This window comes from Vibrio sp. 10N.261.55.C5, assembly GCF_041470505.1.
Taxonomy (GTDB): domain Bacteria; phylum Pseudomonadota; class Gammaproteobacteria; order Enterobacterales; family Vibrionaceae; genus Vibrio; species Vibrio crassostreae_C.
Genome location: NZ_JBFRMS010000007.1, coordinates 23,779 through 41,876 on the forward strand (window position 1 = coordinate 23,779; position 18,098 = coordinate 41,876).

Annotated in this window: 18 protein-coding genes and 1 riboswitch; of the genes, 7 read left to right on the forward strand and 11 right to left on the reverse strand. The window is 43.6% G+C overall.

All coding sequences use genetic code 11. The features are described from left to right. Positions 1–97: 97 nt before the first annotated feature. The 3 genes from AB4263_RS01275 to AB4263_RS01285 all read right to left on the reverse strand — a co-directional run bounded on the left by AB4263_RS01275 (position 98) and on the right by AB4263_RS01285 (position 3,030). Complete coding sequence (locus AB4263_RS01275; RefSeq protein ID WP_372097250.1) at positions 98–1,120, reverse strand: adenosine deaminase; 1,023 nt, start codon at positions 1,118–1,120, stop codon at positions 98–100. 90 nt (positions 1,121–1,210) lie between these two features. After that, a riboswitch (purine riboswitch) is annotated at positions 1,211–1,310 on the reverse strand. A gap of 75 nt (positions 1,311–1,385) precedes the next feature. Continuing rightward, positions 1,386–1,880, reverse strand: coding sequence for a GNAT family N-acetyltransferase (locus AB4263_RS01280; protein WP_372097252.1), 495 nt, complete (start codon positions 1,878–1,880; stop codon positions 1,386–1,388). A gap of 166 nt (positions 1,881–2,046) precedes the next feature. Further along, positions 2,047–3,030: a DUF2860 family protein gene (locus AB4263_RS01285; RefSeq protein WP_372097254.1), complete on the reverse strand. Its 984-nt coding sequence runs from the start codon at positions 3,028–3,030 to the stop codon at positions 2,047–2,049. A gap of 221 nt (positions 3,031–3,251) precedes the next feature. On the opposite strand from AB4263_RS01285, the gene AB4263_RS01290 reads away from it, so the two are divergent. Then, positions 3,252–3,749, forward strand: coding sequence for a fasciclin domain-containing protein (locus AB4263_RS01290; protein ID WP_017064709.1), 498 nt, complete (start codon positions 3,252–3,254; stop codon positions 3,747–3,749). A gap of 127 nt (positions 3,750–3,876) precedes the next feature. On the opposite strand, the gene AB4263_RS01295 is transcribed toward AB4263_RS01290, so the two are convergent. From AB4263_RS01295 to AB4263_RS01320, 6 genes are all read right to left on the reverse strand, one after another. Continuing rightward, a complete protein-coding gene (locus AB4263_RS01295) occupies positions 3,877–4,173 on the reverse strand; it encodes a hypothetical protein (protein ID WP_017064710.1) in 297 nt (98 codons plus the stop codon). A gap of 131 nt (positions 4,174–4,304) precedes the next feature. Beyond that, positions 4,305–4,562 (reverse strand): hypothetical protein, encoded by a 258-nt coding sequence (locus AB4263_RS01300; RefSeq protein WP_017060020.1) that lies wholly within the window; start codon positions 4,560–4,562, stop codon positions 4,305–4,307. A gap of 165 nt (positions 4,563–4,727) precedes the next feature. Beyond that, a complete protein-coding gene (locus AB4263_RS01305) occupies positions 4,728–5,210 on the reverse strand; it encodes a GNAT family N-acetyltransferase (RefSeq protein ID WP_372097256.1) in 483 nt (160 codons plus the stop codon). 98 nt (positions 5,211–5,308) lie between these two features. Beyond that, on the reverse strand, positions 5,309–5,623 hold the full coding sequence (locus AB4263_RS01310; protein WP_017060022.1) for a cupin domain-containing protein: 315 nt from the start codon (positions 5,621–5,623) through the stop codon (positions 5,309–5,311). A gap of 61 nt (positions 5,624–5,684) precedes the next feature. Then, positions 5,685–6,188 carry a YgjV family protein gene (locus AB4263_RS01315; protein ID WP_017069852.1) on the reverse strand — a complete coding sequence of 168 codons (504 nt, stop codon included), beginning with the start codon at positions 6,186–6,188 and terminating at the stop codon, positions 5,685–5,687. 123 nt (positions 6,189–6,311) lie between these two features. Then, positions 6,312–7,112 carry a PhzF family phenazine biosynthesis protein gene (locus AB4263_RS01320; protein WP_371725072.1) on the reverse strand — a complete coding sequence of 267 codons (801 nt, stop codon included), beginning with the start codon at positions 7,110–7,112 and terminating at the stop codon, positions 6,312–6,314. Between the two features lie 575 nt (positions 7,113–7,687). Here AB4263_RS01320 and AB4263_RS01325 point away from each other — a divergent pair. After that, complete coding sequence (locus tag AB4263_RS01325) at positions 7,688–8,719, forward strand: PotD/PotF family extracellular solute-binding protein (protein WP_017060025.1); 1,032 nt, start codon at positions 7,688–7,690, stop codon at positions 8,717–8,719. A gap of 3 nt (positions 8,720–8,722) precedes the next feature. Beyond that, complete coding sequence (locus AB4263_RS01330) at positions 8,723–11,155, forward strand: putative bifunctional diguanylate cyclase/phosphodiesterase (protein ID WP_372097259.1); 2,433 nt, start codon at positions 8,723–8,725, stop codon at positions 11,153–11,155. Between the two features lie 236 nt (positions 11,156–11,391). Here AB4263_RS01330 and AB4263_RS01335 read toward each other — a convergent pair whose 3' ends face one another. Both AB4263_RS01335 and AB4263_RS01340 read right to left on the reverse strand, forming a co-directional pair. Beyond that, positions 11,392–12,417 (reverse strand): GGDEF domain-containing protein, encoded by a 1,026-nt coding sequence (locus AB4263_RS01335; RefSeq protein WP_017069848.1) that lies wholly within the window; start codon positions 12,415–12,417, stop codon positions 11,392–11,394. Positions 12,418–12,426: 9 nt separating this feature from the next. Continuing rightward, positions 12,427–12,882 (reverse strand): hypothetical protein, encoded by a 456-nt coding sequence (locus tag AB4263_RS01340; RefSeq protein WP_372097261.1) that lies wholly within the window; start codon positions 12,880–12,882, stop codon positions 12,427–12,429. Positions 12,883–13,344: 462 nt separating this feature from the next. On the opposite strand from AB4263_RS01340, the gene AB4263_RS01345 reads away from it, so the two are divergent. Genes AB4263_RS01345 through AB4263_RS01360 form a run of 4 tightly spaced genes read left to right on the forward strand, consistent with a single transcriptional unit; the run spans position 13,345 to position 17,949 of the window. Continuing rightward, positions 13,345–13,719: a cytochrome c gene (locus AB4263_RS01345; protein ID WP_372097263.1), complete on the forward strand. Its 375-nt coding sequence runs from the start codon at positions 13,345–13,347 to the stop codon at positions 13,717–13,719. 37 nt (positions 13,720–13,756) lie between these two features. Then, the gene (ccoN, locus tag AB4263_RS01350) at positions 13,757–15,181 is read left to right on the forward strand and encodes a cytochrome-c oxidase, cbb3-type subunit I (protein WP_017069846.1); all 1,425 of its coding nucleotides are present in this window, start codon (positions 13,757–13,759) and stop codon (positions 15,179–15,181) included. Then, entirely contained in the window at positions 15,182–15,796 is a 615-nt protein-coding gene (locus AB4263_RS01355) for a cbb3-type cytochrome c oxidase subunit II (protein ID WP_017064719.1), read from the forward strand. Further along, positions 15,793–17,949: a c-type cytochrome gene (locus AB4263_RS01360; RefSeq protein ID WP_372097265.1), complete on the forward strand. Its 2,157-nt coding sequence runs from the start codon at positions 15,793–15,795 to the stop codon at positions 17,947–17,949. The genes AB4263_RS01355 and AB4263_RS01360 overlap by 4 nt, the downstream gene beginning before the upstream one ends. Positions 17,950–18,098 lie beyond the last annotated feature (149 nt).

An 18,098-nucleotide genomic window follows, 5' to 3' on the forward strand; every position in this document is an offset into this window, starting at 1 on the left:
TATAGATTAAGCAGACTCAGTCGATAACACTTTTCCATCTACTTTTGTTGGCCACCCTAGCGCTTTGTATTCAGCTGCTAGTAAATGGGCACAGCGGCTAGAAATTCTGGTCAAAATCAGCTTTAGCTAAGTAACCTTGAACAAGCTCTCGATATTGCTGCTTCAATGGCGCTTCAATAAAGCTCGCGTCTATCGCATTCAAACTAAACAGCGCTAACTCCTGATGCGTCATCTCATGAGCTTTGCTCACCGCATTAAAGTTATCCAACATGTAACCACCAAAATAAGCAGGGTCATCCGAGTTAATCGTTACAGCCACACCCTTTCTGAGCAGTTCGACAATGTTGTGGTCTTCCATCACATCGAATACACGCAATTTAATATTCGACAGTGGGCACACCGTCAGTGGCATTTTGGTTTCAATCAGCTCTTCGATTAGAGCTTCGTCTGTCATGCACTGGACACCATGATCCACTCGACTCACGCTGAGCATTTCAATCGCATCGACAATGTTTTGAGCCGGCCCTTCTTCTCCTGCATGCGCCACCGTCAAGAAGCCCGCTTGTTTTGCTTGTTGGAATACACGCTTGAACTTCTCTGGTGGGTGTCCTAATTCAGAAGAGTCCAGTCCAACCCCGACGATCTTATCTTGATGCTTCAATACCTCTGCGAACGTTTGAATGGCGCTCTCTTCAGATAAATGGCGCAGAAAACATGCGATGATTTGAGAGGTAATGCCCAACTCTTTATGACCCTGTTCAAGCGCACGATGAATGCCGTTAATAGCGGTGTCGAATGCAATGCCACGATCGGTATGTGTCTGAGGATCAAAGAAAATCTCAGTATGGATAACATTGTCGGCTTTACAGCGTTCTAGATAAGCCCATGTTAAGTCGTAGAAATCCTGTTCTGTGCGCAGTGCATCAGCACCTTGATAATAGATATCCAGAAATGACTGTAAATCATCAAATTCGTATGCGCGTCTTAGTTGCTCTGGGGATGAATAAGGCAGCTCAATGCCATTGCGTTGAGCAAGCTGGAAAAGTAACTCAGGTTCGAGCGAACCTTCAATGTGTAAATGCAACTCTACTTTTGGGAGCCCTTGAATAAATGCGTTCATATTTCACCTACTATGGATTTTAGGTGTGCACTTACTCTGAATAATAGACAGGAGGTTTTCTTGAACGCCATTACAAAGAGTAAGAACACAATTGTGATCTAAACCCTTCGTAATCAGCACTTTGCGGGTGCTGGTAGAGACCCCCAAACCATATCATTGGGGTTATACGAAGCAAACGGTTGCTACTATACAGAGTTTAATGGGAATTTCACTAATCAATTGCTCATTAACCGATTTCTAAAGCAGGTACCTGTTTGGTTCGATCTCAACGGTAATCTGGTCGTATTCTCGACATCAGCAACATATCGATGTACTTACCCGCTTTGAACGTACTGAGTCTTTTTGTGCCTTCTAACTGAAAGCCTACACGCTCATACAAAGCAATAGCGGCGTGGTTATCGGCATGAACCTCTAACTCAAGACGCACGAGATTAAGCCAGTTATCCGCCTGATTGATCGCTTCTTGCATTAACGCCTTACCGACCCCTTTACCATGCATATCCGGGTGAATAGCAATACCAAGACCAGCGCAGTGCCTGTCTCTTACCTTGGTGATCATGAATAAAGTAATGTGACCCACTACTTTGCCGGAGACTTCCGCAACCAGAGTGAAATGGTCTGAATGACCAAACAGTCGCTCCACTTGTTCAGAACTAAGATAAGGCTTTTGTGAGGTGTTTTCTGAAACTGAAGGGCGGCGATAAATATCGAAAATATCTTGGCTATCCGTTGCTTCTAAATGTCTAATTTGTATTTCCAAAGCGCTTCCTTATCCTATTATTTCTATCCATAAGCTAATTTTCATATTACGGATAGCAACGGGAACCTACAACCTTTAAAGGTGTAAGTGCCCGAAATAATTAAACAAATAGTAAGACTGAACTTAAACTTCTGCTTTGATGAGTATTTTTAAAATAGTGTGAATATCAGAATTTATAATCCACACCCACACTCGCTAATACTTGCTCGGAGTTATAGAAATCGATATTAGAATCTATGCTTCTTAAACCCAGTAAAGTAATGAAAGCCCAATCTTTATAACCCATCAAACCACCAAACTCATAAGCTAAGAATGCACCGAATTCATTCTCTTCACGTACTTGCCCGTAAATTGGATTCGACTCATCATATTCACGATCACTTGCATCTAGGGTGACAACAAAACCATGACGACCGATTCTCTTCGCGTAGTTTAATTCAATACCATAACTATCGATGCTGAGTGCTCCTCCTTCTGCGTCTGAGTGGAAATACACCATTGAAGGAACAAATAGACCTGCGTGGTTTGGTAATATAAAGCGGTATCCTGCTTTGGCGTACACATAGGTTCTTTCCCTATCCAGCAGCACAGTATCTTCCGGAGATAAGCCTTGGCTACCAGATAGCTCTTCATCAACATCTGATTGCCCAAATGCGAGATCCGTTCGAAAACCAGTTCCACCGATATTAGTGAGCTGCAGTCGTCCTACATTACCTTTCACATCCGTTTCATTTCGATTAACGCCAACAGCATACGGATCCGTCCAAGCCTTACCCGAGATAAGCGTAGGAATAACAGAAAAATCCAATATGGTGCCACCAGAAAGTTGATATCGATAACCGATCTCAAACGCAATGGTACCTGTTGCAATATCCTCTCGTGTCGTACCCGCATACACTTGGTGAGTCAGCGATTCGCCAAAAGTATATTGAACAGTACCCAAAAAGCCGAGTAGCCCTTGGTTTTCACTCTCCCCTTCCTGGGTGTTGGTGGCTTGATTCGAATCTTGTTCAGTACTCAAATTACTACTGTCAGAGTAGAAACCGGCCAATACACTGAAATTACCGCTGAAACCTTCACTTGGAGCAAGGCCACTGTATGCAGGCATTGAAGCCAATGCAGAAAAGACTACTGGTAAAACAAACCTCATATTCACATCCATTACTTGAATAATCACCAAATAACTATAAGCATCAAATAACTATAAGCATCAAAATGGAATTGTAACAAGCATTTAACAATATAAGTTTATTCGCTTGACGCTGTCGATATCGCTAACCATTCACTCAAAGACACAACAAATTGATCTATCACGATTGGGCTTTCGTAATACCTCTCGAAAATAACGGACAAAACTCAAAGGAAGACAATATGTTTAATAAATTAATCAAAACCATGTCAGTGCTAGTTGCGACGCTTCTTTTTACGGCTTTTGCTCACGCTGATCACCACGGAATGAAGAAAGATATCGTTGACGTGGCGGCTGAAAACGGCTCTTTCAACACCTTGGTAGCAGCGGTAAAAGCGGCAGGCTTAGTTGAAACATTGAAAGGTGACGGTCCCTTCACAGTGTTTGCGCCAACGGATGAAGCGTTCGCTGCGCTACCAGAAGGAACGGTTGATATGCTGTTGAAGCCAGAAAACAAAGACAAGCTGATTGCAGTACTGACCTATCATGTGGTGCCAGGGAAAATAATGGCGTCTGAAGTGATGAAACTTGATAGTGCCGTAACAGTGCAAGGCGAAGCGGTAATGGTAGGAATTGATCACGGCAACGTGATGGTCAACAAAGCGCAGGTCGTGATGGCAGATGTTGAAGCAAGCAATGGTGTTATCCATGTGATTGATGCTGTATTACTGCCTAAATAATAAAGATGAACACAAATCAAAGGTTCTTAGAGGGTGTGACAGGCTCACACCCTTTTGACGTTTAAATACCAAGTTAAGATCGGTATCAAACTAGCCGAACCTGCCTTTATATAAGCAAGAACCCGGATTACATAAACAAGCGCCCGAATATCAGAAAGGCCGCCATCGATACCACCTTCGTGAAGACCACTACCCAGATGCAGTCACCAATACTAGAGTGCGTCGCTTTCCCGAGTAGGAACACAAACAGAATCAACCCTAACACCCAACCTACTGTTGGAATCAATGACACCAGAGCAACGATAACAGCAATAGTAAGAAGGGATTTAAAATCTGCGACCACGAAAGACATTTTAGAGGCGATGTACATACAACATGCGGTGATTAATGCGTCCATCACAAACGCTAAAGCTTCAATACCCACTTTACTTCCTTCACTGATATTAGTTGAAGTGAATATTATCTCTAAAGAGATGATTTTTCTTGAATAAGAGAACAAAAAGCAGGTGAAAACTGTGTCAAAAATGAGATTACCGTTCGTCTGAAGGCATAGGTTTATTTGTTCGAGTCTTCTAAGCCTTTGACCAGTGCTCGCGACCGAGTCTGATTTGCTTTTTGATAGGCATCAAAGCCATCTTCGCGTTTACCTCCGAACAAACAAAGAAACGAGTTGATGACAAATGAAAAGAATGAGATGACGACAACAAAGAGAGGAAATAGCCCCGACACCCCAGCATCTAAGGCAAGAACGCCAACAGCGAAGGACAACATCGACACCAATGTATATAGTTTAGATCTACTCACATGACTCATGAACAACACTCCTTGTATTCATTCAATGTTTAGATTAGACAAATTATCTTGCACACAATTTGAACTCATCGACAATATCAATAGATCAGGCAAAGTTATCCTTAAAAAGGTTCATTAATATTTCAAACTCGGTTTCTGTATCCCTACGAACACTAGCCCGCCTATTCAACTGACTTTTCTATCTTCAACTACCTTTTCCATCACGTAATTGGTCAGCTTTACACCACGCATTTCGACTTCCTGTTCATTCACCACCTTAAAACCAAGATGCTCATAGAAAGGCCTTGCGGTAATACTTACTTCAGAGAAATATCTCGATATACCACGAACTCGACCCACAGTGAAAACATGTTCCATCAACGCTTTCCCTACCCCCTTCCCTTGATATTCGTGGTGACAGAAAAAGTGATCAATCAAGCCACTTGGTTGCAGGTCAGTATAGCCAACTACGCAACCATCGAGTTCAGCCACAAAGGGTTGTAACCCATTCATACGCTTTTGCCATAACGCAAAGTCAAAGCTACTGGGTGCCCAAGCTTCGACTTGCTGTTGAGAATAATCTCGAACATTCACGTTACGTACCGTATGAAAGAAGATCTCCCACAGTGCTTTGTCATCACTCGCTTGATAGTTTCGAATTCTAACCACAACATACTCCTTTTTATCTTAAGTCCTTTCTGAGGTGCAAATAAACAGCTGAATCAGCAAGCTTTATAACCTAACAGCCTCAGCTTTAGAGCAAGATATCAACGATAAAACACAGCGAGCCAGATCGTCACCGTATCTTTATCTGTGCCAATAACCTTGTGCTTTTCTCTCGCAGCAATATTGGTGTAATCCCCTTTAGACAAGGTAACAACGCGTCCATCTTCAAACTCGATGACGCCTTGACCTTCTATCACCATCACCCATTCATTCTCATCTTGATCATACCAACCCTCTTCCGGGGAGCTGTGTCCATGCGACAATATTCTTTCAATTCGAACACTGTCGTTGGCAATCAGGTCATTGAATATTTCATTGGGTATTGATGAAGGAACATCATTGTAAATGTTTGGCATCAAGCTCTCCTAGCTAGTATTGAATTGATTAATAATTTGGGCCTTAGCTTCAGTTGTAAACCTAAGCAGTGGCACTCTTTCTGAAGTAAAAACGGTAATAGCCCACCAAGTTACTGCAGATAAACAGCGCCTCCATAACAACCGCTGTTGGCGAACCAACTAAATAATTGTGAACCAACCAAAAGCTGGTTCCGATGATCATCAATTCTCTTAATCGACGGTCATCTTTATTGAAGGCAGCAAAGGTCTGAAATACGGAGGCAAAGCAACTCAATATGCTGGTCAGCCCCGAATAAGTCACAGCGGTTGCGACCACCGACATCGAGCAGAACAAATATTTAAACTTAGACGAGGTAGAAAAGACGCTCGTCAAATAACGAATCGTGGCAATCGTCATTAAGCTTGCCGCTGTCCACTGTTCAAGAAGGATAAAGTGACTCGAAATAAGAACGCCAGCAAAGAACAGACAAGTGACGATTTTCTTCCTTTCCTTGAATTGGAATGACAGAAGATCAAAACAAATGGCTATCGCGACTAATACTTGGGAAAGATAAAAGGCAGACACGGTGATTCCTTCAATAATAACATTCCGCCCTAGCCGCTTCTTTCACGGTGAATAATCGAATAAAACATACTAGGCGGTTACAACAAAACAGAGCAAACAGCGCTCTAAAGCTTCTATAAAAATCTAAAGCTTCAACACACCACTAATCACAGTGGTCGCAGAGCCGATTAACTTTATTCGCCCATTAGCCAATAATTCAGTCGACATATAGCCACCACGACGAGACGCCTGATAAGCACTGAAACTGCTTTTGTTGAGCTTTTCTGCCCAGTGTTGCGTCAATGCGCAATGTGCCGAGCCAGTCACAGGATCTTCATTAACCCCAACCCAAGGTGCAAAGTAGCGAGAAACAAAATCAAGTTCCGTATTTGCTGCCAATGCTGTCACCACTACACCTCGCCCTTGAATACCTTTTAACGCATCAAAGTTTGGTGAAAGCTCCAATAACACTTGTTCGTTGGAAACTTCGATTAACTGCTTAGAGTCAAATTCTCTGAATGAAACTACTTGATGCGGATCTAAACCTAGGTGTTCAAGCAGCGTGAGGTTGGGTTCAGAACGCAATGATAGCTGTGTACTAGGAAAATCAAGCTCGATAGACGATTCACAAACGGCGGCAGATAATTCCCCAGATAAGGTGTTAAACACGACCTTATCACCTGTCTCAAACAGTCCTTGTTCTTTCATCACATGAACCGTTGCCAGTGTGCCATGTCCACACAGCTTCACTTCGACTTCGGGAGTGAACCATTTAAGCGTCATAGTGTTAAGCGCGAGAAAAGCCGTTTCAGATACCGCCATCTCTTCAGCGATTGAAAACATTAACGACTCATCCAACGGCTCTTTGGAGATACAGACCCCGGCAGGGTTCCCTTTAAACGCTTGAGTTGTAAACGAATCTACTTGATATATCTCTAAATCCACAATGGCTCCTAAATGCACAACATTTCCCAAACCGGCAATCATGGCTCGTTGGGACATAACCTAGATATTGCTGCCCACAATAAGCACAATCACCTTGTGCTACAAGTCTTTAGCAACAACTTTATCGATACTTATTGAGAAACGAAACAAATGATAAACAAAACGTTATAGAAGTGGTTTTAGGGATAAAAGAACATTGAACATAAGAGTAAATCGCGATGGCAAAACAAAGGAATAACGACGATTAATACGAGCGAAAACCCGAAAAAGGTAATCACCGCATCATTATTTAATGCTTAATATTTGCATAATAACTTGTAAGAATGGATATTATGATGAATATTAATTTAAATAATCCATTCACGGACAATAAACTGGAATACGTACTTGTGTTGAATACGATACGACGGAGTCATCCTTGCCTCACACGATAAAGGTTCGGTATCAAGTAGGAGTAGCAAGTTGCTATTTGCATGAAATGCATGAAGTTGAAGTTAAATTAAGTGCCTAAATTTGAATCATGTTGCAAATTTTGGGCTACGATTTAGTTATCACGTACGAAAGGGAATCCGTCAGTGAAAGCGTTTTGCGTATCAATACTTGCGTCAACATCCTTTTTGGCTAGCCCTGTATTTGGCCAGCAGCATGATATTTATCTCTACAATTGGGATGAATTTTTATCTGACAGCGTCGTTACCCAGTTGAGTGATACCTACGGCATCTCACTAAAGCAGCAATATTTTTCTGACGAGTCCATTCGTGATGAAGTGCTATTGAGTGAACGACGAGGTGCGTTTGAATTGGTTGTCATTGAAAGTATGAAACTGAAAGCGCTGGCTAAACAGAACTTATTCCACAACCTGAGCGACTTGCAGCAATCCCTTTCAAGCAACTTTGACTCAAGATGGGTGGATGGGTGTGGCGAATATGGAATCCCCTACGCTTGGGGGACATCCGGCATCTTATACCGAAGCGGAAAAGTTGAGACTCCCAAGTCTTGGGGCGCTCTTCTAGACCCTGAAACCAAAACCAGCGGCCGAATCAGCATGTATTATGAGCCTACGGATTTGGTGAGTGCTGCGCTTCTGATGAATCAATTTGAGCCGTTTACCAACAACGAACAAGAACTTCGAGTCGCTTACAAAACGCTACAAGCACAGAAGCCTCACCTTGAAAGTAATGAATACGTTGTCGATTATATTCGTCATCCCGAACACTTAGCCAACATCGACCTCGCCTACGGATACTCAGGTGACAGCTATGTGCTTAATGATGCCGAACCTGAGGCATCTTGGGCCTACACAGTACCTCTAGAAGGAACAACCTTATGGTTAGAGTGTATGGCTGCAATTAACAACGGAGAGCGATCTCCACAGGCAACCACGATTCTCTCCTTCTTATCGCAACCCGAAATCGCCGCTCAAAACGCAATGGATTCATGGTTTGCAACGCCAAGTTCAAAAGCAAAAGCACTCACTTCTCAGGAGTATCAAAACGATCCCGAGCTTTTCCCGAATAAAGAAGTATTAGATCGCAGCTACCTTTATCAGCCGTTAGAACCGAGTAGCATTCAAATTCGCAATCGTATTGTCGACAGTTTGAGATAACTCATGCCAGTATTGAAGAAGCTCTATTTTGTACTTTTACCAACGCTGACATTTGTGCTCCTGATAGCAGGAATCGTGATGTACAACTTCGCATCAAATCATGCTAAGCACATGTATTTGGACAAGGTGCAATCTGATGTGAACACCGCTTTAGTCGCGGCGGAATACGAGCAGCTCGGCTTGTCCTTACTAGTTAAAGATATCGGTTCTTCGTTGCAGTTCCTCCGCTACATTCAAAATCCTGGCGACTACACGACTCTATCGCTATTGGAAAAACGAGTACTCCGAGTATTAAGCCAGAATCACGTCAATCAATTTGGGCAACGCAATGTTTATATCGTGGACCCTACGTTCAAATTAACGCTTTCGACTCTCAGAGCCGATCCTTTCGAGGGGCTAAAAATCCCTGACAAGATTTATGAAAGAGTCTTCGACATATACACCTCGTTAATCAGCAAGAAGGAACTCTCCTACGAAAGCTTCTCTTATGTCTCGATTAGTGGCGAGCTCAGATATTCGTATGTTGCGGCAATTGACCCTTACCTCCTTCCTCAAGATAAACGTGCAAGTAGCAGTTTAAATCGCTACATTTTGATTGCTGACGGACCTCTGATACAACTCTCTAGCTTATTAATCAAATACAATGACGATGACAATATTCAGTTCTTAATCGAGCCATCCTCAGACGCTGCCAACATTGAAAATACCCAATTCGTTATCAAATCAATTGAGCAAACCCAAGATAATATCAATGTGCAGATGACCAGCCGAAATCTCATCGCGCAAGTAAATATTCGAGAACAAAAGTTCAACCATGAGAAAGCCATCATCGCTAAACAAACCTTGTTAGGTGGCTTTGGCACTCTATTTACGATCATGTTGATCGTGCATTTAGTGGTGCGTTACCAACTTGTGCGCCCGCTTAAAGACTTACTGCAAGAGATATCGATCGGCGGGCTCAAGCTTAGGTATTTCAAGCGTTCATCGGGGCAAAGTGAAATTGATGGTTTAAAGAACGCGTACATAGACTCATTAACAGAGTTGAAGTTCGAAGCCGAATTCGACCAACTCACCAAGCTAGCTAACCGACGCTCTTTCATCAGACACCTTGATGTACGACTAAAAAGCTCGATGAGCCCACACTGCTATGTGGTTTGTTGGGACATCATCGATTTTCGTAAAATTAACGATCTCTACGGGGCAAAAGTTGGTGATAATGTACTGATAAGCTTAGCTAAAGCACTGAAAGAGACACTACAAAACCAACAAACCTCTTTGGGCTTTAGTTGCAGTGATTACTCTTTAGCCAGACTGGGAGGGAATCAGTTTATCGCGATCTTGGAGATGGGTAAGAACCAAGTGATAAACGAAGAAATTGAGAACATCAACAATACGCTGACCGGCACCACCTTCCTTGACTACTATGGGTTTCGATTATCACTCGCAACAGGTGTTTTACCGCTCGACACGCCAAAGTTCGATGAGATTTGGCACCGATGCATCGATGAAATGTTAGCTAATGCGAAGTCTCATAGTGATGGCGAAAGTCGTATTGTTTATGGCGAAGAGTTGTTACATACCTTGGAACGCCATGACGTTGTAGAGAAAAGACTCTTAGAGTGCTGCGAAAGTGACAACTTTGAACTTCGCTTTATGCCTATTTTTAACGCCAAGACACTTCAGATAGATGGCGCGGAGTGCCTGATTCGTTGCCCAGCCTTATTCGATATCGATGCAGGCCCTGAAGAATTTATCCCAGTTGCAGAAAAGAGTAACCTTATTGCCAGGCTCGACATGTGGGTCATTGGCACCGCGATCAAAAGCTATAAAGAGCTTTCAGAACTTCATAAATACAAGGGCACTCTGTCAATTAATATCTCGGCGATGGAGCTCTACAACCGTAATTTTGCCGACAACATCCGTAAAGTACTCGAACGTTATCAAGTGCCACCTGGCAACATTATTATAGAGATTACCGAGACCAGTTACGTGAAAAGTACCAAGCTTACGGTGCAGACTATCGAGAGCCTCAGAAGCTTAGGTTTAAAGGTCTCCCTTGACGATTTTGGTACGGGCTACACAGCGTTTAACCAACTTCTCCACTACCCTGTGGATGAGCTCAAAATTGATAAGAGCTTTATCGATAACATGGTAGACGACAAGGCCGACCGCAAGAGGGTCGAATCTATGGTTAACTTAGGCCACTCTTGTGACACGCTAGTCGTCGGAGAAGGTGTTGAGTCGATAGAACAGTATCATTACCTCAGAAAAGCCAACTGTGACCTAATACAAGGCTACTTCTTCAGTCAGCCACTCACTTATCTGGAATTCATCGAGTTTGTTCGAAACCATAACCCGCAAGCAATTTTAAACCCGCAGTCTGTTAGCAGTTCGAGATCTAACGAGCGAATCGTTGCACTCACTCAAAAGCAGTAACCTTAAACCTAAACCTAAACCTAAACCTCAAAGCCTCTCTTCCTATTCAAGCGCGGAAAGCCACTATAGCTATAACTAGTAGTAGAACTATCTTCATCAGAGCAGGAGCTCTCTATTGGCTGCACATTGAATGAGGAGGCAAATAAAGAATGGCAAAAGCCATGATAGTGAAGCGGGAGAATGGTGAGCGTACAGTCAACAAAACCTAATGATCTAACTTATCGCTGATGCGGGGATTAACTCTGCATCGTCGTTAGTAGCTCCATCATATCTTTAGAGCTGATGTTCTTCTTATGCCTGACTACAGCGTCAATCATCAATTCTAAATTCCCCGCAGAGATATAATCCTTAAGCACGTCATTGAATTTTTCCTGTATCTCATCACTTGTGTACAATTGCTCAGGAATGAAGAATAGAAACTGACTGCCACTACTACGAAACGAGATAGTACTTTCCGGTACCTTTGCCGTCAGGGACTTAGCAGCTGAACTCACCACCAAGTCTCCATATTCAAGTCCATACTTTTGGTTTATCTCACTAAGGTTTCTGATTCTTACAAAGTAAAGGTCGAAATTACCGTTTGTTGGATAGCTGTTCTTAACAAACTGCATGAGCGAGACTCGATTGCGAAAGCCAGTAATGAAGTCGGTAGAATGAAGTTTTCGTTTGATTGCAAAGTCGACGTAAAAAATCGCTCCTGTCACAAGCAGTAGCAACACCAGAAATACGCTGCTTATCTGATGCATCATCACCAACTTGTCGACCATTGTGGTGTTTTCTTCAATAACCGGGCTTTGAAGTCGAAACTTTTCGTTAATAAATTCGACCAGCGTGTTGTAACAAATATCAATTTTCTTCTGCAGTGATTCCTTAGGCAAAGCGCCTTGATTCACCAACTTAATTGAGGATTCTAACGACTTAAACTTTTCAAACTCTGCGGTAAAGTACGGTTTAAAGTTTGCTGAGCGAATAAAATTGGACGATTCAGTGCTGTTGATCAGAATATCAAAACGACTCCAAGTAATGTCATATGCCAACCAAAGTTCATCATAATCAATCGTCTTTGCATGGCTAACCATCAAGAAGTTTGCATACTCTTTGACGAGTTGAAAAACAAACCAAGTGGCCTCATTTTGGCGGTTAGAAAAGCTCTTGTTGATGTCATTAATTCGAGTGACACTGTAGATATTGACGGATAGAACAACCACGGCCAAAGACAAAACAACGACTTTGATTGCGGCCATAGACAACAGCTTCTTCATAATTAGCCTCTACAGGTGAATATCACGAATCTGCCAAATCATCTTGGCATGGAAATCAGGGGTATTGGTTTCAGGGTTCGCAGAGATTGGGTAAATCAACCAAAACGGGCCTTTCTCTCTCACAGACATAAACTCCCCATTCTTTTTAATCGCAATGATGGGTTCATAGGTATCAAAATCTTCTTTGGGCACCGCAATTTTATAGTCATTCAATGCCACAAAAGTAACTTGTGATGATATCGGTAAATCCATATTTCCAAGCACCGTTTGTAACGTCACGCCACTATAAACGGTCAGACCCTCGACCCAAGGCAAGGTGGTAGTAATTTCTTTTTGAGGAAGTGACAGGAGTTGCTCTCTACTAAAACCATGCTTTTGCCCGGAGTGGTCGAAAACCGTTAACTCTGAGGCTGCAAAAATCGAAAACGAGCAAAGCCAAAGCATCAACAAGAATACAGTTCTCATTCTAAACTCCATTTAAAAAGGTCACTAATTTGAGTCTAGTATAAATTGACCATTTAACTTGTACCGATACCACTCAGATTGATTGGTATCGCTTTATCCCTAATGCCCCTACACCTCGCTGTTTTTCAATAACTTCGCCGTTTCTCTGTCTCTTCCATCACCGCTCTCGTTCAGCACTCCCTACCCGCTTGACGTATTCCTTCTCAACCGTCTAGTAACAAAAACTCGTATTTTACTCTGCGTAAGTAAACCAATAAGCCCAATGAATACGTATGAAACAACAAAATTAACAATAAATATGAGTAAGTCAGTAGCGAAAATGCTGGTTGCTGCATAACCTTTAATCGAACGTAAGCAGCTTTAAGAGACTTAATAACGAGTTCCAGTCGTTTCTACTTCACCAGTTGATCTCGTGTATTGATCTTAGAAAGCTTACTCATTTCATAATCAAGGGAATCGAGAATGAGTTTGAATATAAAAAAATTTAACCCCATGGCGACACTTTCTACCCTGGTAATGACGCTGGTCATGTTTCCTGTTTCTGCTGAAGTTAATCAAGAACAATTCGAATTAGGTAAACAAAAAGCTAAAGTGTGTATGACCTGTCATGGCGCTGATGGCATCTCAACACAAGATCCCTACCCGAACCTTCGCGGTCAAAAAGTGGGTTATCTCATCTCTTCATTGAAAGATTACCAGACTCGAGAAAGAACCAGTGGCTTAGCGATTCTCATGCAACAACAAACCGACACGCTCTCAGACCAAGACATCCGTGACATTTCCTATTTCTATTCTGTGCTCGGCAACGAAGCAGGCTCGCTCAGCGATTCAAATTAAGTCAGCGATTCAAAACCTCTAGGCAAGGAGCCTTGTTATGGAACAAGTGACAACGCAATACAGCATTAAGGTCGTGAAGTACTTCATCATTGCATCCTTAGTGTGGGCGATTGTAGGTATGATCATCGGCGTGATTCTCGCCGCGCAATTATATTGGCCAGTCTTAAACTTTGATTCTCAGTATTTCCAATTTGGTCGACTGCGTCCGCTACATACCTCTGGAGTAATTTACGGCTTCGTCGTGAATATCTTGATGGGGACGTCTTTGTACATTGCCCAGCGAACAGGCCATTGTGACTTGTTCAACAAAAGCCTTTCATGGATGGTATTTTGGGGCTGGCAATTCATCCTGTTACTTGCGGTCATTTCCTTACCCGCAGGCCACACTACCTCAAAAGAGTATGCGGAGCTTGAATGGCCAATCGACTTGATGATTGTGTTGGTTTGGGTGCTGTACGCGGTGTTGTTCTTTGGCACCCTTGCTAAACGAAAGGTCAGCCATATCTTTGTGGCTAACTGGTTCTTTGCTGCATTCATTATCGTCGTTGCAATGATTTTCATCGTGAACAACCTCGCGATGCCTGTGTTGGCGATGAAGTCCTACTCTGTGTTTGCAGGCGCTCAAGATGCGATTGTTCAATGGTGGTGGGGACATAATGCCGTCGGTTTCTTACTAACCGCAGGTGTGATTGGTATGAATTACTATTTCATACCCAAAGCGGCGGATCGACCTATCTATTCGTACCGCTTATCTGTGATCCATTTCTGGGGCTTGGTCGGCTTTTACACGTGGGCCGGAACGCACCATTTGGTTTATTCTTCTGTTCCGATCTGGATTCAAAACATCGGCATCGTAATGTCTTTGATCCTGTGGCTCCCTTCTTGGGCCGGTGCGTTCAATAGCGCAATGACCCTTCTACAAAACAAAGAAAAGCTGAAGTCCGACTACATTCTTTTATTCTTTTTCTCAGCAATTCTTTACTACTGCTTGGCGACATTCGAAGGTCCCCTACTCGCTATTCGCTGGTTCAACATGGTGGCACACAACACCGAATGGATCATCGGTCACGTACATTCCGCAGCTCTCGGATGGGTTGGAATGTCAGGGATAGCGGTTTTTTACTATTTCATTCCACGCTTATGGGGCCAAACCGATCTATGGTCACGACGACTGATTAAATGGCACTTTTGGCTTGCTCATGCTGGCGTCGCCATCTATGCAATAGCACTTTGGATCGCAGGCATCGGCGAGGGATATATGTGGCTCGCTCAAAATGAAAATGGCGAACTGATTTACAGTTTTGTAGAAGCTATGGACTTTAAAGCACCTTGGCTATTCATGCGTTTCTTTGGTGGCGCGCTGTTTGTACTTGGATTGTTCTTAATGGCTTTCAACTTGTACAAAACGGTTCGTATGCCCGTAACAAATGATGCTAAACACACTGTTAATGAAGGAGCTTAAATGATGAGTAAAGACTTTACACATTCAATCGTCATTTTAATTTTGACCACTGTTGTCGTGGCCTCCTTCTCTTTATTGGTCTGGGTAGTGCCAAGCATTGTCCGTGGCGATGATATTGCCAAAGGCAGCTTAGCGATGCCTCTCACACCGATTGAGTTAGCAGGCCGAGACATATACATCAGTGAAGGCTGCCATGTTTGTCACACACAAATGGTTCGCCCTCTAGAGCCAGAAGTGAAGCGTAATGGTCGCCCGAACCAAGAAGCAGACGATATCTATGAGTTTCCTAACTTGTGGGGCTCTAAACGTACTGGTCCTGACCTCACTAACTTAGGTAGAAAGTATTCTGACCAATGGCATGCTATTCACTTAATTGACCCTCGAAAAGTCGTACCGACCTCGATCATGCCCTCTTACCCGTGGCTATTTGAGCAGACTCTGACTGGCGATGATATTAGCGCCAAAATGGAAGTGTTACGTACCTTAGGTGTGCCTTATACCGATCAAGAAATTGGTGATGCCCGTTTGCAAGTAAGAGGCAAAACCAAAGGTGAAGCTCTGATTCGCTATTTACAAAGCCTGGGTAAAGATACGTCACAGGAGGTATCACAATGAGCACATTCTGGAATCTATGGGCGGTACTCTTAACCTTAATATTCTTTGTTCTGATGGTGTCTGTTGTCGTTAAATACTGGCGTAGCAATCACAAGGCCGATCACGACCACACCATTGGCACCTTTGATGGTATTGAAGAGAAAGATGCGCCTCCACCTAAGCTGTTATTTATCAGTTATGCAGTGGCATTTCTTTTGTCTGCGGGTTATTTGGTGCTCTACCCCGGGCTTGGAGAATGGGAAGGCTTAGTCGATTGGGAACAAAGCGACGATAAGCTCAGTTCACCATCCACCACTCTCAATGAGCAATTTGCACAAACCAGCGAAACCACGTTAGAGGGATTAGCTGCTGTCCCAGAGATCGTGAACAGCGGTAGGATTCTATTCCAAACTCACTGTGCCGCTTGTCACCGAGATAATGCACAAGGTCAGAAACACTTCCCTAATCTTATCGACCAAGAATGGTTATACGGCGGCAGTGATGAAGCTGTGATCCATTCGATTGCCAAAGGGCGAAATGGAGCGATGCCGGGTTGGAGTGAAATCATGCGCCCAGACGAGGTGGCAAAAGTCTCCTACTATCTAGCGTCTCTCAACCAACGTCATACCGATGTGCCGGAGATTAAAGTCGAGCTCGGTAAAACCTTGTTCGTCCAATACTGTTCGTCTTGTCATGCCGATGGTGCTGTCGCTAATCCAGCGGTTGGTGTACCTGATCTTTCCGATGATATCTGGCTTCACGGCGGCAGTATTGAAGAGATTCAGCACACCATCAATTACGGTTTGAACAACCTAATGCCTGCGTTTGATGAGCAGCTCAGTGAGAACGAGATACTCGCGCTTGGGGCTTATATCCGACACGCTGGTGACGTAGAGCAACAACGGCTCGCGAGTTTGAAAGCATCATCTGTTGAGCGCGGAGAATATCTCGCTTATGCCGGTGACTGTGTGGCTTGTCATAGTGCAGAAGGTGGCGAACCCTTTGCTGGCGGCCTACCCTTTGTCACCCCCTTCGGCACCGTGTATTCAACCAACATAACGCCACACACTACCGAAGGTATTGGGACTTATGACTTCGATGATTTCCGAGCGGCGTTAGTCGCAGGTAAAGGCAAGAATGGTTACCTGTACCCTGCAATGCCTTACACCTCCTATCAATACCTCACCGACCAAGACATGGTGGATTTATGGGAATACATGCAGTCAATCACCGCCGTGCCGCGACGCAATGATGACAACAGCATGATGTTTCCATCCAATATTCGCTTAGGTTTGCTTGGCTGGAACATCGTATTCATGGATACCGACCCTATTGATTATGAAGTGCCAGAGGAACTCAAAGGAGAAATTGAGAATGTCGATAAGTGGCAACAAGGCAAATATTGGGTCGCAGGACTTGGTCACTGTTCGGAGTGCCATACACCTCGAAATATTGCCCAAGCACTGATACCAGAACGTATTTTCCAAGGTAACTTGATCGACGGTTGGAACGCGCCTGATATTACAGCCAATGAGCTCTATATCGATGGTTGGGATGAAGCAACACTCACAGACTTTTTACACACAGGACATTCAGACAAAGGCACCGCTTTTGCGGGTATGGCTGATGTAGTGAAAAACAGCCTAAGCTTGATGACGCGTGAAGATATTGAGTCGATGTCCTATTACCTACTCAGTGGGGACATCAACAACACCATTGCCAGTGATGCCGTTCAGTTACAGCCTAAAGGGTTTGATGAAGCTGCGTATGCCAGTGAAATCTACACCACGTATCGTCAAACCTGTGGGGCTTGTCATGGTGACGATGGTAAAGGTCGCGATCCAATCGCCCCTACTCTGTTGAACAACGGTATTATCATGCACAGCGACCCATTCAATACCATTGCGGTAACGGTGCGCGGCTTGCAACCCACCTATCTCGACAAAGACAGAAATTTCATGCCAATGGCAAGTTTTGAGGATGTACTGTCGGATCAACGCTTAGCTGAGTTAATCACGTTTGTGCGTTTAAACCTTGGCGACAGAAATGAACCGGTCACGGCTGAGCATGTTCGAGAGGTAAGAGAAACACTTGAAGCAGCAGGCTATGCAGGTGGATTACACACCACACCTGAAATGTACGAAAATCGAGATAAGAACATTAACATACGATAGGCGCTGTAGCTGTGCGTAGCCGATTGGCTCAATAAACAGCGAACAGCACGTAACTTTTATCTTTGCTAACAAGCCAAAAGGAGACCACTGTGTCTCCTTTTCTTTTGCCCAAACCCGAGTTCCGACACTTTGCCGTACAACACAATTGT